The sequence below is a fragment of the Bradyrhizobium sp. CCBAU 53340 genome (genome assembly GCF_015291645.1).
Lineage (GTDB): Bacteria > Pseudomonadota > Alphaproteobacteria > Rhizobiales > Xanthobacteraceae > Bradyrhizobium.
Genome location: NZ_CP030055.1, coordinates 1253368 through 1268372, shown reverse-complemented (window position 1 = coordinate 1268372; position 15005 = coordinate 1253368). Strand labels below are relative to the sequence as shown.

Below are 15005 nucleotides of genomic sequence, written 5' to 3'. Positions count from 1 at the left end.
TCGGCTTCCATCGTCCAATGAATAATGGCACCCTCTACATGCATAAATGTTATGATTGGGATTTGCGATGGCGCGGATCAATTCGCGGCAGGTGGAGGCCTTCCGGGCGATGATGCTGACCGGCAGCGTCACCGAAGCGGCGACGCTGATGGCGGTGACCCAGCCGGCGGTCAGCCGGTTGCTGCGCGACCTGCAGGCGCTGTTGAAGATGGAGCTGTTCGAGCGGCGCGGCACCGGCCTGGTGCCGACCGCAGCGGCCATGGCGCTCTACACGGAAGTGGAGCGCTCCTTCATTGGCCTCGAACGCATCACCGCGGCGGCGGAAGAAATCCGCGGCCGCCGTACCGGCTCGCTGCGGATCGCGGCCCTGCCGGCGCTGTCGAACGGATACTTGCCGCGGCTGACGGGCCACTTCCTGAAGGAGCGGCCGAACCTCAACCTCGCGTTCTTCGGCGTGATCTCGCCGATCGTGGTGGACTGGGTGCTGAACAATCAGTGCGACGTCGGCTTTGCCGAGGTGCCGATCGCGCATTCCGGCCTGCCCAGCATGAAGTTGCCGGCACCGGCCCGCGTCGCGGTGCTGCCGACCGGTCATCGGCTCGCGGAAAAGCAAGTGCTGGAGCCGCGCGACTTCGAGGGCGAGACGTTCATCTCGCTGTCAGCGGGATCGTCGAGCCGACACCTTGTCGACCAGATCTTCCATCGCCACGACGTCCGCCGCGTGCTGCGGGTTGAGACCGCACTGTCCGAAATCATGTGCGGTCTGGTGTCGTCGGGGCTTGGCGTTGCGATCTGCGATCCCTTCACCGCGCAGGAATTCTCCACCCGCGGGGTCGTCGTGCGTCGCTTCCTGCCGCGCATCGACTTCGAGTTCTCCGCGGTGTTTCCGGCGCAGCGCAGCCCTTCGCCGGTGGCGCTCGATCTGGTCGAGACCATGCGCAAATCGCTCGCGGAGTTCGAGAGCTAGCCGTTGAACGCGGCCTGCGCCTCCGGCAGGTCCCAGATCTTGCCGATCGCGGCCGCGCCTGCGGCCGTGATCGCGGCCTCATCGGCGCCGGGATAGCGGCCCTCATCGACCAGCACGCGGCCATCGACCATGACCTGATCGATATTGGCGCGGTTGGCGAGCGCGATCAGCGCGCGGCGCGGATCGAACAGCGGCTGGAGATGCGGATGGTTGAGATCGACCACGGTGAGATCGGCGGTGGCGCCGGGCTCGATCCGGCCAAGGTCCGGCCGCTTGATGACGTCGGCGGCGACCGCAGTGTTCGCTTCGATCAGCTCGGGCGAGTTGGCGACATCGGCGCGCGCTGAAGTGATCTTGGAAATGAGCGAGGCCGCATTGAGCTCGCCGAGCAGGTCCATGTTGTATCCGTCGGTGCCGACCACGGTGCGCACGCCGTGCTCCGCGAAGCGGCTGAAAGCAGCGGTGACACCGGCGCGCGCGAACACGCGCGGGCAGTTCAGCACGGTCATGCCACGCGCCGCCATCAATTTGAGGTCGTCGTCGCTGCTGAACATGCAATGCGCCGCCATGAGGTCGGGTGCAAGCAGGCCGAGCCAGTCGAGATACTCCGCCGGCGTGCGGCCATCATAGCGCCTGCCGATGGTCTCGACCTCGGCGCGGCTCTGCGCCATGTGCGTCGTGATGGGAACGCCGAGCTCGCGTGCACGCATGGCGCAGGCTTTCAGCAGATCGGGGCCGCAAGTGTCGGTGGCGTGCGGGCTCATCGCAAGTGAGAGGCGGCCATCGCCACGATTGTTCCAGCGCTGATAGAGCGCATCCCATGTCGCCATGTCGGCGGCGCCATCGTCGCCGGAATAGCGGACCACACCATCGGGGCCAGCCTTGGCGTCCGACGTCGAGAACAGATAGGGCGCACCGTAGAAGCGGATGCCCATCTCTTCCGCCGCGTCGAACATCTCGGGGATCGAATTGCGGAACGGCTCCATCACCGTGGTGGCGCCACCCTTCAGAAGCTGGAGGATGCCGAGCCGCGCCACCGCGAGGCGCTCCTCCGCCGACAGGATTTCAGCGCCGCGTTTGGTGAGCGGCAACAGCACCGTGTAGACGATGCTCTGATTGTTCTTGCGGCCGTTGCCATCCTCGCTGTGGCTGCGCGCCACCGCTTCCGAGAAGCAGTGATTGTGCAGGTTCAAGAGGCCCGGCAGCACGAAGCGGCCGGGCCGATCGTACACCTGATCCGCGCTGGGCTTGTCGCGCGTGATTGCCGCGATCTTTTTGCCTTCGACCAGAACCCAATGGTCGCGCAAGACATCCTGCGAGCCATCCTTGCGTGACAGCACATAGCTGCCGAAGATTGCTGTAGTGCTCATGCGGGGCGCACGTTCCAGAAGACGGCGGTGCCGTCGAGAATGCCGGTGATGTCCTTGCGATAGGCGGTCGGCTGCTTGTACAGGCCGATCGGAATATAGGGAATTTCCTCGAAGGCGACGGCCTGGATTTCGCGGCAGATGCGCTGCTGCTCGGCGAGATCGGAGGCCGCCAGCCACTGGCTGCGCAACGGGCCCATCTTCTCGCTCGCATACCAGCCCGCCACCTTGCCCTCGCCGCGGATGTTGGTGTTGCCGGCCGGATTGAGCCAGTCGATGCCCTGCCAATTGCCGACCGCCGCGCTCCAGCCGCCCTGCCCGATCGGATCCTTCTTGAGCTGGCGCTGCAACACGACCGCAAAATCGAGCCCCGCATATTCGACGTTCATGCCGGCCTTGCGCAAGCTGTCCACCGCGATCTCGCCGAGCGGCTTCTGTGCCAGCGAGTTGGTAGGGACGAGCAGCACGATCTTCTCGCCATTATAGCCGGCGGCCTTGAGGTCAGCTTTGACCTTGTCGTAGTTGCGCGGACCACGGAACACGTCGAGGCCGACGTCGCTCGCCATCGGCGTCCCCGGGGCGAAATAGCCGATCGGCGAGACCTGGAAGGCCGGATCGGTGCCGGCGACCGCGGTCATGAAGGCGGACTGGTCGATCGCGCCGAGCAGCGTACGGCGGATCGCTGGATTGTCGAATGGCGGCTGCAGATGATTGAGGCGCAGCATGCAGGCATAGCCTCGGGGATCGAGGATGCGCGTCTCGATGTCGCCGGCGGCCTTGATGATCGGCAACAGATCGTGCGGCGTGGTCTCCTGCCAGTCCTGCTCGCCGGTCTGAAGCGCGGCGACGCCGGTGCCGGCGTCGGGCGTGGTGGTCCAGACCACGCGGTCGTAATGCACGATCTTCGGACCCGCGGTCCAATCCGGCTTGCCGTCGGCGCGCGGCTGGTAGCGATCGAATCTGGCATAGGCGTTGCGCGCGCCCTGCACGCGCTCGTCGGCGAGATAGCGGAACGGGCCACTGCCGACGACTTCGGTCAGCGGCTTGAACGGATCCTGGCTTGCGAGCCGCTCCGGCATCATGAAGCAGGCATTGATCGCGGCCTTGCCGAGGGCCTGCGGCAGCAGCGGGAACGGACGCTTGAGACGGAAGCGGATGGTGCGGTCATCTGCGGCCGAGAGCTCGGCAGTCGCCCCCATCAGCTCGCCGCCAAAGCCGTCGCGCGCCGCCCAGCGGCGGATGCTGGCGACGCAGTCACGGGCGAGCACCCGGTGGCCGTCATGCCAGAACAGGCCGTCACGAAGCGAGAGGTCCCATCGGAGCTGGTCGCCGGAGATGACGTGGCCCGACAGCATCTGCGGCGAGACCTGGAGCGAGGAGCTCATGCCATAGAGCGTGTCGTAGACCATGAAGCCATGGTTTCGCGACACCTGCGCGGTCGAGTAGATGGGGTCGACGAAGGCGAGATCGATGACCGGGATGAAGCGCAGCGTCGACTGCGATTCCGCACGCACAATGCCCGGCATCGAAAGCACCGGCACCACTGCGGCGGCCTTGAGGAGCGAGCGGCGGGAGATCGGCATTACAAAAGGCTCCTGACGAGATCTTACCTATTCAACAAGACCGCACCGATCGCGACAGCGACCGCCTGCTGTGCCGGCTCGACCACGGGCACGCCGATCGCCTCCGCAATCGCGGCGCGGTGCGAGGCCATCCCCGCACAGCCCATCACCACGACATCGGCGCGATATTGGGTGACCAGCGCCCGGCCGGCTTCGATCAACCGCCCGCGGATATCGACACTCGCCGTCTCGGCCGCGCTGGCGCCGACCGACCAACTTCCGGCATAGCGGCTATCGACGCCCATCACCCGTGCCATCCGCTGCTGACGGCGGATGCTCGACGGCGACAGCGCGATGATGCCGAACCGTTCGCCCAGCATCAGGGCGCGAAAAATGCCGCATTCGGCAATGCCCATCACGGGGCGGCCGCCGACGGCCTCGCGCAGCGCATGCAGGCCGGGATCGCTGAAGCAGGCGAGCACGAAGGCATCCGCATCCTCGCGCGAGACACGGTTCACCAGCGGCATCACAACGCCGTCGGAATCGCGTTGCGAGCTGATGCTCGGCGGCCCCTCGGCAAGTCCGACCACCTCGATGTCAGGCCCGCCTGATATCCGGAGCGGCGCGACCGCGTCGTCGATCGCCGCCGTCACCGACGCCGATGAGTTGGGGTTGATGACAAGGATGCGGTGACGGGTCATGGCATGGCTCGCTGGCACTTCTCAACGGTTGGCGGCCTCGTGGCGCAGGAAGTTTTCCGCGATCTTCTCGCCGGTGGTGATCCAGACATCAGGACATGACTTTGCGTAGGTCAGAAACTCGCGCAGCAGGCGCAGCCGCATCGGGCGGCCGCTGCATTGCGGATGCAGCACGGTCGTCACCATCGCGCCCCAGTCGCGCACCTCATCCAGTTCGTCCTTCCAGATCGAAAGCACATGCTCCTTGGGGAAGATCGAGCGCGGGCTGAAGCGGGCGGAGAGGCCGTGCATCCAATCGTCATAGCTCGCGGTGACCGGCAGCTCGATCGTGCCGGGCTTGCCGTCGGCGAGGCGATGGCGATAGGGCCTGACGTCGTCGCGGAACGAGGAAGTGTAGACGATGCCGTGGCGCACCAGCGCGACGCGCAGCTCTTCGGTGAACTCGCCGTAAGGCGCGCGATAGCCGGTCGGCGTGACGCCAAGCCGGCGCTTCAGCGCCTCGAAGCCACGCTCCAGCTCCTCCTCGATCCAGGGATCGGCTGGGTCCGGCAGCAGGTGGTGATAGCCGTGATGGCCGATCTCGTGACCAGCCTTGAGAATCGATTCCGCCATCGCCGGATGCGCGTCGACCGACCAGCCGGTGACGAAGAAGGTCGCCTTGAGATCGAGCTGGTCAAGCAACTCGAGCAATTTCGGCGTGCCGACCCGCGCCTCATAACCGCCATAGCTCATGGTGATGAGCCGCTGCGCATGCAGCGCGTCCTTGCTGGTCCACGCGGTCTCCGCGTCGACGTCGAACGACAGGAACATCGCCGATGTGTACGGCTTCGGCCAAGGATAGTCCGGCGCGGGATCCGCGGTGTTGGCTGGGGTGAGCGGAATGCTCTGGAGTGCCTTACTGTCCAGCATTGATGGTCGCCTTTTCTATTCCGTTGTCGCTCAATTTCCATTTCGCCAGCAGCGTACGATAGGTGCCGTCCGCGATCAGCGCATCGATCGCCTCGGCGATCGCCTGCTGCAACGCCTTTTCCTTGACCGGCAGCGCGATGCCCGTGAACTGCGTTGCGAAGGCATCACCGACCGGCGCATAGGCGTTCGGCTCGAGATCCATCAGATAGGGCAGCGTCTCGTTGCCCTGCACGGCGGCGTCGACACGGCCCTGCTTGAGCTGCGTGCGCGCGTCGGCCGAGCCGTCGGTGCCGACGAACTGGATCGGATTGCGAGCGCAATTCCTCTGGCTCCATTTGTCGATCTCGGCCGGAAACATGGTGCGGCGGCTCGCGCCGACTTTCTTGCCGCACAGCGCCGCCATATCCTTGAACTCCACCGCACGGGACTGCTGGACAAAGAATTTTGGACCGCTGCGGAGATAATCGACGAAGGAGGCGATGTCGTGCCGGCTCGCATAATCGGTGAAACCGGACAGGATGGCATCCACCCGGCCCGTCGAAATCGACGGCATGAATTCGGCGAAACTGGTCTCGGTCCATTCGATCTTGACGCCGAGCTTGCGCCCGAGCGCCTCGCCAAGATCGACGTCGAATCCCGACAACGCGTTGGTAGCCGGATCGCGGAACTCCATCGGCGGATAGTTCGGCACCAGCGCCACCTTGAGACTGCCGCGCTTGGCGATGTCAGGCGGCAGCCCGACCGCCAAGGCCGATACGGTCATGGCGCCGAATAGCGCCGCTGCAACCAAAACTCTTTTCATCATCTCGCCCCCATGTCAGATCACAGCCGAAAGAAATGCCTTGGTGCGCTCTTCGCGCGGTGAGCCTAGGACGTCCGTAGCGCGGCCCTGCTCGACGATCGCGCCCTGGTCCATGTAGACGACGCGGTCGGCGACCTCGCGGGCAAAGCCGAGCTCGTGCGTCACCACCATCATAGTCATGCCGCTCTTCGCTAGCTCCTTCATGACGGCGAGCACCTCGCCGACGAGCTCCGGATCGAGCGCGCTGGTCGGCTCGTCGAACAGCATCAGCATCGGTTTCATCGCGAGCGTGCGCGCAATGGCGACGCGCTGCTGCTGGCCGCCGGAGAGCTGCGCCGGATACGAATCCGCCTTGGCCGACAGCCCGACGCGCCGCAGAAGCTCCAGCGCCTCCGCACGCACCTCATCCAGCTTGCGGCCCTGCACCTGGGTCGGCCCCTCGGTGATGTTTTCCAGCGCCGTCTTGTGCGGAAACAAATTGAAGCGCTGGAATACCATGCCGGTCTTCAGCCGCTGGCGGCCGATCTCGCGTTCGCTGAGGCGATACAGCATCCCGCCCTGCTCGCGCACGCCCAGCAGCTCACCGTCAAGCCAGATGCCGCCGGCGTCGATCGTGGCGAGCTGGTTGATGCAACGGAGCAGCGTGGTCTTGCCCGAGCCGGAGGCGCCGATCAGACACATCACCTCGCCCGGCCAGACGTCGAGCGAGACGTTCTTGAGAGCCTGGAACTCTCCAAAACTCTTAGCTACGGAGCGGATCGCGACGAGGGGCTTCGTCATTGCGCGAGCCGCATGGTGCCGCGTGCAAAACGGCGTTCGAGCAGCATCTGGAGCGGCGTCAGGATCGAGACGACGAGCAGGTACCAGAGCCCGGCAACGATCAGCAGCTCGATAACGCGGGAATTGGCGTAATAGATGTTCTCGGCGTTGTGCAGCACTTCCGGATACTGAATCACGCTCGCGAGCGAGGTCGCCTTCACCATGCCGATGAACTCGTTGCCGAGCGGCGGGATCACCACGCGCATCGCTTGCGGCAAGATGATCCGGCGTAGCGCACGCAGCCACCCCATGCCGATCGCCTGCGCCGCCTCATATTGCCCGACGTCGACCGAGAGCATGCCGGCACGCATCACCTCCGACGTATAGGCGCCCTGGTTGATGCCGAGCCCGAGCAGTGCTGCGAGGAACGGCGTCATGACGTCGACGGCACGCCCGCTCCACAGGCCGGGAATACCGATGGTCGGAAACACCAGCGCGAGGTTGAACCACAGCAGCAATTGCAGGATCAGCGGCGTGCCGCGGAATAGCCAGGTGTAGCCGGCGGCCACCGTCTTCAATACCGGATTGGGCGACAGCCGCATGATCGCCACGACGATGCCCAGAAAGATGCCGAGCGCCATCGCCAGCACTGCCATCACCATGGTGTTGACGATGCCTTCGAGAATGACTTTTGCCGTCAGGAAGCGGCTGACATAGGACCACTCGATCTGGCCATTGGCGAAGGCCCGCGAAATTGCCGCCAGCACGAGGACGATCAGGGCCGCGCTGATCCAGCGAAACCAGTGCGGCTCGCGTGCGATCCGCATTCCCGACAGATCGGGGAAACCTTCCGCGAGTGCCGGCGTCGGCTTCATTGCGGCGCCGCGTTCAGCATGGGCTGGGCCACCGCATTCGCGCCAAGGCCCCATTTGTCGAGCAGCGCCTTGTAGGAACCATCAGCGATCATCGCCGTGAGCTTCTCCGTCACGACCTCACGGAGCGCCGCATCGTCCTTGCGGAACATGAGGCCCTGATAGCCTTTGGCAAAAGCCTCGCCGACGATGCGGTATTTGCCCGGCTCCTGCGTCTGCGCATAAGGCAGCGTCTCGCTACCCTGCACGGCCGCGTCGATGCGGCCCTGCTTGAGCTGGTTGCGCACGTCGATCGAGTTCTCGCCGGGCACATACTGGATCGCCGGCCTGCCGGCCGCCTCGCAATTCTGCTTGCTCCACTTGTCGATCTCGACCGGGAAGCTGGTGCTGCGGGTGGTGCCGACCTTCTTGCCGCAGAGATCGGTCGCGGCCTTGGCGTCGCTCTCCGCCATCACGAAGAACTGCGGTCCTGTTGTCAGATAGTCGACGAAATCGGCGGTCTCGCGCCGCGAGGCGCGGTCGGAGATGCCGGAGATGATGAAGTCGGCGCGCTTGGTCTGGAGCGAGGGGATCAGCTCCGCGAACGGCGTCTCGCTCCAGACGATCTTGAGGCCGCCGAGCCGCTTGGCAAGCTCATTGGCCAGATCGATGTCGAGCCCGACCAGCTCGTTGCTGGCAGGATCGCGATATTCCATCGGCGCGTAGGTGGAGTTGACCGTGAGCTTGAGCGCTCCCGCCTGCTTGATGTCAGCTGGAAGCTCGGCCGCTCGCGCGGACGTCACGGCAGCCAGCGCTGCGAAACCGAGGGAAAGCGAGAGGCGTGTCATGTCAGCTCCTTCAACCCTATCCTTCGCCGATCTTTTGCCAGCGTCGTGCCATTTGCTCAGTCCGCGTCGAGGACGGCCGGTTCGATGACGCCGGCGCGTTCGGTGATCACCCGGTATTGTTCCGGCCGCCGGTGAGCGGCGAAGTTGAACATCTTGTCCTTGCCTTGGCGGCAGAGATCGAGATCGATGTCGGCGACGATCACCTCGTCGGTCAGCGTCGCGGCCTGCGCGACGATGCGGCCGTTGGGATCGACGATGCAGGAGCCGCCGATCAGACCTGAGCCGTCCTCGTCGCCGGCTTTCGCCACCGAGATCGCCCAGGTGGCGTTCATGTAGGCATTGGCCTGCGTCACCAGCGTCGAATGGAAGGTACGCAAGGATGCGTCTTCGCTGGTGCCGCCATTGGGATCATAGGCCGCCGAATTGTAGCCGATGCAGACGAGCTCGACACCTTGCAGGCCAAGCACGCGCCAGGATTCCGGCCAGCGGCGATCGTTGCAGATCATCATGCCCATGATCGCATGCGCCCAGGCCGAGCCGGCACGGAAGGCCGGAAAGCCGAGATCGCCATATTCGAAATAGCGCTTCTCGAGCTGCTGGTAACGCGCGCCCTGGCGCGGCTCGACCGAGCCGGGCAGATGCACCTTGCGATAACGGCCGAGAATCTCGCCGTCGCGATCGACCAGGATGGCGCAATTGTAGCGGCGCCCCTCGGGCGTCAGCTCGGCATAGCCGACATAGAAGCCGACGCGGAGCGCCCGCGCGCGGTCGAACAGTTTTGCCACGGCCGGGTTCGGCATGCCGCGCTCGAAGTACTGATCGAGCGCATTGCCTTCGAGCAGCCAGCGCGGAAAGAAGGTGGTGAAGGCGAGTTCCGGAAACACCACGAGGCTGGCGCCACGGTTCGCCGCTTCCTCCAGCATGGTCAGCATCCGCGACAGCGTGTGCTCGCGCGTATCGGCTTTTTGCGTCGGCCCCATCTGGGCGGCGGCGGCGCGAAGGACACGAACCAAGACTGCCTCCAATCTGTGCGCAATGCTGCCTCAATGGGCTAGTGAACCCATTGATCCAGCGTGCAAATCCCGGGGCATTAGGCGCAAGCGAGGCTGCAAAAGCAATTCATCGTGCTATGATCTTTTGGCCGAGAGTATAAATGGCAGTGATATGAACCTGCGCCAGCTCGAGATCCTGCGTGCCGTCATCCGCCATCGCACTACGGTGGCGGCGGCCGACGAGTTGGCGCTGTCGCAGCCGGCGGTCAGCAACGCGTTGAAGACGATGGAAGCGCAGGCGGGCTTTGCCTTGTTCGAGCGCGTCAACAACCGGCTGTTTCCGACTGCGGAGGCGATGGCGCTCTACAAGGAAAGCGAGGCGATCTTCACGCTGCATGCCAAGCTCGAGAACCGCGTGCGCGATCTGCGCGAAAATCGCGCCGGGCATCTTGCAATCGTAGCGACGCCGCCGCTCGCCTACAGCATTATTCCCACTGCGCTGTCGGGCTTCCTGCGCCGCCGCCCGGAGACACGCGTGTTCTTCGACGTGCGGCGCTACGAAGGCATCATCGAAGGCGTGCTCAGCCATGTTGCCGAGCTCGGCTTCGCCCTCGGCCTGACGCATCACCCTGGCATCGCGCATGAAGTGGTGCACACCGGCGAGATGGTGTGCGTGCTGCCGCCGCAGCATCCGCTCGCAGGCAAGCACGTCATCTCGGCCTCTGATCTCTCCGGCCTGCCCTTCATCGGGCTCGAACGCGGCACGCGGCTCGGCGAAGCCGTGCGCGAGAGCTTTGCGCGCGCCGGCGCGCCGTTCCAGCCGAGCGTCGAGGTGCGCTATTGCAACACGGCCTGCGTGCTGGCGGCCGCCGGCGTCGGCGCGGCCGTTGTCGATCCCTTCTCACCGCGGCAGAACGGCGGACAGGGCCTCGTGGTCCGGCCGTTCACACCGACGACGCGCGCGGTCGCCTATATGCTATGGTCGGAGGCCGAACCGCTGTCGCGTCTGGCAAAGGCCTTTCTCGGCGAAATCCGCAAGGAGAGCGCGCTTCTGGCACGGACAGCGTCACACCAGCAAGATGGGACAGGAAGCGACTGAGCTTACCTTTGACCTGAGGGGCATATGGCACGCATCACCATCATCGAGACCGGACAGGTCCCGCCAAAATATCGCGAGCAGCATGGCTCCTTTCCGGACATGTTCGAGCGCATGGTCCGCGCCGAGGATCCGACCGCCGAGGTCGATGTCGTCAGCATCCCGAACGGCGATGCGCTGCCAGATCCGACCAAGCTGGAAGCGGTGCTGATCACCGGCGCTGCTGCCGGCGTCTATGACGGGCTCGACTGGATCGCGCCGCTGGAAGATTTCGTCCGCAGCGCCTACGCCAACAAGACGCCGATGGTCGGTGTCTGCTTCGGCCATCAGTTGATCGCGCAGGCGCTCGGCGGCACCGTGCGCAAGTCCGACAAGGGCTGGGGCATCGGCCGGCACGTCTATCAGGTGCTACCCGAGAACGGTGTCGTTGACGGCGAAGCTGTTGCGATCGCCTGCTCGCATCAGGATCAGGTGATCGAGGCGCCTAGTGATGCGCTGACGATCCTCTCATCCGAATTCACCCCGCATGCCGGCCTGCTCTACGCCAATGGCGCGACGCTGACGGTGCAGCCGCACCCGGAGTTCGACGTTGGGTTCGCGCAAGTCTGCTGCGAACTGCGCGACGGCAAGGCGCCGGATGATGTCGTGGCGACGGCGAAGGCTTCGCTAGCAGAGCCGATGGACAGCGCGAAGCTGGGTGGGGCGATCACAAGATTCCTGGCGAAGCGCTGACTTCACCTCGCCCCGCTTGCGGGGAGAGGTCGGATTGCGAAGCAATCCGTGTGAGGGGGGACTCCCCGCGAGTCTCGCTGCCACCATTTTTGCCGAAGCTGCCCCTCACCCCAGCCCTCTCCCTGTAAGAACGGGGAGAGGGAGAGGGCATCTCAGAACGGATCCGTCCCCAACCCCGGCACATCCGCCGGCCGCGGCCCGGGCGCCGGCCAGTGAAACCGGCGATCCTTCTCCGCAATCGCGATATCGTTGATCGAAGCCTCGCGCCGCCGCATCAGGCCGTGCTCGTCGAACTCCCACTGCTCGTTGCCGTAGGAGCGATACCACTGGCCGCTGGCGTCGTGCCATTCGTACTGGAAGCGCACTGCGATGCGGTTCTCGTCGAAGGCCCAGAGATCCTTGATCAGGCGATAGTCCTGCTCCTTCTCCCATTTGCGGGTAAGGAAGGCGACGATGGCCTCGCGACCCTGGAATACTTCCGAGCGGTTACGCCAGCGGCTGTCCTCGGTATAGGCAAGCGAGACGCGCACCGGATCGCGCGAATTCCAGGCGTCCTCGGCCATGCGCGCCTTCTGCGCGGCGGTCTCACGAGTGAAAGGCGGAAGCGGCGGGCGCGACATGGGGGCCTCATCGGTTGGCGGAGCCGCAATCTATACCCGCACGCGATGGAGTCGAGAGGCGAACCCCTATCAGCCAATCACGAAATCAGATCGGCTTTCATCAGCGTGCGGATCGATTTCGGAATCGGCTGCGCGCGGCCGCCGCTGATGAAGGCAACGCGCACCTCGGCCTTCACAAGCACATCCTCACCGCGCCGCACCTCCTGCGCCAGCATGATGGAGGCGCCCTTCACCGCCACCGGCCAAGTCACGACGTCGAGCACGTCGTCCATCCGCGCGGGCTTGAGGAAGTCCAGATGCATCGAGCGAACGACAAAGGCAAAGCCGGCGCCTTCGGTCTCGGGCTGGTCGAACAGCGCCTGCTGTTCAGCGCCCATCAGCCGCAGATGATTGGTGCGCCCGCGCTCCATGTAGCGCAGATAATTGGCGTGATAGACGATGCCGGAGAAATCCGTGTCCTCGTAGTAGACGCGGACCTGCATATGATGGCGGCCGTCGCGGATCTCGCCGTCGAGATGAGCTGTCACGTCGCGAGCCTCTTCGCTTGTCACTACCAGCCCGTTGTGCGCAAAAACGGCCGGCCGCGCAAGCACGGCTAGGACAGAGTTAGCACTGGGGCCCGTCCCAAATTGACCTCGACGATCTCCGGAGGCACGCCGACGCGGACCGGAATGATGCTGCAACCGAGCCCGCCGGAGACGATGACGTCGCACTTCAGGCGGAAGTGACCGTAGGCGAGCCGGAGGCCCTGTTGCCGCGAAACGGCCGGCGACCAACCGAGCAGCCGGATCTGGCCGCCATGGGTGTGGCCGGACAATTGCAACGCGACGCGAGCGGGCACGCGCGGCGCAATGTTGGGCTCGTGCGCGAGCAGGATCACCGGAGCATCGTCCGTAACCTTGGCGAGCGTCGCATTGAGATCGTCGGCGCCGAAGCGACCCGTGCTCCGGGAGCGTCGCGCCGGCAGAAAGGCAAGCTGATCGCCGAGGCCGGCGAGCCAGAACGAGCGGCCATCCTTGCTGAGGCGAACGACGTCGTTCTCGTAGACCGGAATGCCGGCCGCCTCCAGCGCGCGATGCGCGATGGTCGGCCCGTACCCGGCCTGCTGCACGGTCCTGTCGTCCCAATAGTCGTGATTGCCCATCACGGCATGGACGCCGAGCGGCGCCTTGAGGCCGGCCAACACCCTGGCCCATTCATTCGCCGGAATGATCCGCGTGACCTGGTGAAGGCCGGCGACATAATCGCCGAGCAGCACGATGATGTCAGGCTTGAGCGCATTGGCGTGGTCGACGATCGCCTCGATCCGATCCAGCGACATCCAGGGATCGCAGGCATGGATGTCGGCGATCACGGCGATCTTCAATGGAAAATCCGCAGGCCATTGCCGTGGGGTCGGGTGATAGCGGGTGACCCGGAGCCGCAACACCGGCTCGACGCCGACACCATAAGCCGCAGTCGAGACGCCGAGCGCGGAGAGACCGCCGATGGAACGGATGAGATGACGACGTGTAATCATGGAAGCCCGATGGTGATGCGGCTTCTTGATGATATCCGATTGGAGCGGAATTGGGGTGCGTTCGTGCAGATCATCTGCATCGCCGTGCAGACGCCTGCCAAACATTACCAGAAGTTCATGCCAACTGAAGTTCGCGCGGGCTAGTCATCGTCATCTTCGGTGCCGAACAGCCCGAACTGCGCCGCCGCATCGCGCGACGGTTCGGCGATGCCGAGATGGCGGAAGGCATGCGAGGTCAGCAGGCGGCCGCGCGGCGTGCGCTGGAGATAGCCGCACTGGATCAGATAAGGCTCGATGATGTCTTCGATCGCATCGCGCGGCTCGGACAGCGCCGCGGCCATCGTCTCGACGCCGACAGGGCCGCCGCCGTAGTTCGTTGCGATCGTCGTGAGGTAGCGGCGATCCATAGCGTCGAGGCCGGCGGCGTCGACCTCCAGCGCGCTGAGCGCATGGTCGGCGATCTTGCGGTCGATCTTATCGGCATTGGCAGCGGAGGCGAAATCGCGCACACGACGCAACAGGCGGCCGGCGATACGCGGCGTGCCGCGGGCGCGGCGTGCGATCTCGTTGGCGCCGTCGGCGCTCATGCCGACATTGAGCACGCGCGCACCACGTGTGACGATGCTCTCCAACTCTTCAATCGTATAGAAGTTGAGGCGAATCGGAATGCCGAAGCGGTCGCGCAACGGATTGGTGAGCAGGCCGGCGCGTGTGGTGGCGCCGACGAGGGTGAATTTCGACAGCTCGATCTTGACCGAGCGCGCCGCCGGGCCTTCGCCAATGATGAGGTCGAGCTGAAAGTCCTCCATCGCAGGATAGAGCACTTCTTCCACAGCAGGGCTGAGGCGATGGATCTCGTCGATGAAGAGCACGTCCCGCTCCTCGAGATTGGTCAGCAGCGCAGCGAGATCGCCGGCCTTGGCGATCACTGGACCCGACGTGGCGCGAAAGCCGACGCCAAGTTCCTTGGCCACGATCTGCGCCAGCGTGGTTTTGCCAAGACCGGGCGGGCCGACGAACAGCACATGATCCAGCGCCTCGCCGCGCTTGCGCGCCGCCTCGATGAAGATCGAGAGATTCTTGCGCGCCTGCTGCTGGCCGACGAAATCGGACAGCGATTGCGGACGCAACGCGGTATCGCCGACATCGTCGCTGCGGCGCTCGGGCGAGACCATGCGGTTGGCCTTGGGATCGCTCACCTAGCGAACTCCTCGTAGGGTGGGCAAAGGCGCCCTTCGCGCCGTGCCCGCCATGTCTCCGATCAATCCAAAGGTGGTGGGCAC

16 protein-coding genes are annotated in these 15005 nt (G+C 64.9%); 3 read left to right on the top strand and 13 right to left on the bottom strand.

What is annotated here, in order from left to right:
* Positions 1-67 precede the first annotated feature (67 nt).
* Complete coding sequence (locus tag XH89_RS05915) at positions 68-967, top strand: LysR substrate-binding domain-containing protein (protein ID WP_194466174.1); 900 nt, start codon at positions 68-70, stop codon at positions 965-967.
* Here XH89_RS05915 and XH89_RS05910 read toward each other — a convergent pair.
* The 9 genes from XH89_RS05910 to XH89_RS05870 are packed head-to-tail and all read right to left on the bottom strand — an operon-like array spanning position 964 to position 9743.
* Positions 964-2337, bottom strand: a complete 1374-nt coding sequence (locus tag XH89_RS05910) for an amidohydrolase family protein (RefSeq protein WP_194466173.1) — start codon at positions 2335-2337, stop codon at positions 964-966. The two genes, XH89_RS05915 and XH89_RS05910, sit on opposite strands and share 4 nt — an antisense overlap.
* Positions 2334-3917 carry an ABC transporter substrate-binding protein gene (locus XH89_RS05905; RefSeq protein WP_194466172.1) on the bottom strand — a complete coding sequence of 528 codons (1584 nt, stop codon included), beginning with the start codon at positions 3915-3917 and terminating at the stop codon, positions 2334-2336. Before XH89_RS05905 ends, XH89_RS05910 begins: the two co-directional genes overlap by 4 nt.
* A gap of 23 nt (positions 3918-3940) precedes the next feature.
* Positions 3941-4597, bottom strand: a complete 657-nt coding sequence (locus XH89_RS05900; protein ID WP_194466171.1) for an aspartate/glutamate racemase family protein — start codon at positions 4595-4597, stop codon at positions 3941-3943.
* A 21-nt stretch (positions 4598-4618) separates the two neighbouring features.
* On the bottom strand, positions 4619-5503 hold the full coding sequence (locus tag XH89_RS05895; RefSeq protein WP_194466170.1) for a polysaccharide deacetylase: 885 nt from the start codon (positions 5501-5503) through the stop codon (positions 4619-4621).
* Positions 5490-6305 carry an ABC transporter substrate-binding protein gene (locus tag XH89_RS05890; RefSeq protein ID WP_194466169.1) on the bottom strand — a complete coding sequence of 272 codons (816 nt, stop codon included), beginning with the start codon at positions 6303-6305 and terminating at the stop codon, positions 5490-5492. The genes XH89_RS05895 and XH89_RS05890 overlap by 14 nt, the downstream gene beginning before the upstream one ends.
* 15 nt (positions 6306-6320) lie before the next feature.
* Positions 6321-7085, bottom strand: a complete 765-nt coding sequence (locus XH89_RS05885; protein ID WP_194466168.1) for an amino acid ABC transporter ATP-binding protein — start codon at positions 7083-7085, stop codon at positions 6321-6323.
* Positions 7082-7939, bottom strand: a complete 858-nt coding sequence (locus XH89_RS05880) for an amino acid ABC transporter permease (RefSeq protein ID WP_194466167.1) — start codon at positions 7937-7939, stop codon at positions 7082-7084. The genes XH89_RS05885 and XH89_RS05880 overlap by 4 nt, the downstream gene beginning before the upstream one ends.
* A complete protein-coding gene (locus XH89_RS05875) occupies positions 7936-8763 on the bottom strand; it encodes an ABC transporter substrate-binding protein (RefSeq protein ID WP_194466166.1) in 828 nt (275 codons plus the stop codon). The genes XH89_RS05880 and XH89_RS05875 overlap by 4 nt, the downstream gene beginning before the upstream one ends.
* A gap of 56 nt (positions 8764-8819) precedes the next feature.
* Complete coding sequence (locus XH89_RS05870; protein WP_246767874.1) at positions 8820-9743, bottom strand: N-carbamoyl-D-amino-acid hydrolase; 924 nt, start codon at positions 9741-9743, stop codon at positions 8820-8822.
* A gap of 184 nt (positions 9744-9927) precedes the next feature.
* Here XH89_RS05870 and XH89_RS05865 point away from each other — a divergent pair, with 184 nt between their 5' ends.
* Together XH89_RS05865 and XH89_RS05860 are read left to right on the top strand one after the other, a co-directional pair.
* Positions 9928-10854, top strand: a complete 927-nt coding sequence (locus XH89_RS05865) for a LysR family transcriptional regulator (protein WP_194466164.1) — start codon at positions 9928-9930, stop codon at positions 10852-10854.
* 24 nt (positions 10855-10878) lie between these two features.
* Positions 10879-11583 (top strand): type 1 glutamine amidotransferase, encoded by a 705-nt coding sequence (locus tag XH89_RS05860; RefSeq protein WP_194466163.1) that lies wholly within the window; start codon positions 10879-10881, stop codon positions 11581-11583.
* Between the two features lie 152 nt (positions 11584-11735).
* Here the strand turns inward: XH89_RS05860 and XH89_RS05855 are convergent, their stop codons facing one another.
* From XH89_RS05855 to ruvB, 4 genes are all read right to left on the bottom strand, one after another.
* Positions 11736-12203, bottom strand: a complete 468-nt coding sequence (locus tag XH89_RS05855; protein WP_194466162.1) for a nuclear transport factor 2 family protein — start codon at positions 12201-12203, stop codon at positions 11736-11738.
* 77 nt (positions 12204-12280) lie between these two features.
* Complete coding sequence (ybgC, locus tag XH89_RS05850; RefSeq protein WP_194466161.1) at positions 12281-12730, bottom strand: tol-pal system-associated acyl-CoA thioesterase; 450 nt, start codon at positions 12728-12730, stop codon at positions 12281-12283.
* 68 nt (positions 12731-12798) lie between these two features.
* Positions 12799-13722 carry a metallophosphoesterase gene (locus tag XH89_RS05845; protein WP_194466160.1) on the bottom strand — a complete coding sequence of 308 codons (924 nt, stop codon included), beginning with the start codon at positions 13720-13722 and terminating at the stop codon, positions 12799-12801.
* Between the two features lie 140 nt (positions 13723-13862).
* Positions 13863-14921 (bottom strand): Holliday junction branch migration DNA helicase RuvB, encoded by a 1059-nt coding sequence (gene ruvB, locus XH89_RS05840; protein WP_246767748.1) that lies wholly within the window; start codon positions 14919-14921, stop codon positions 13863-13865.
* Positions 14922-15005: the final 84 nt, after the last annotated feature.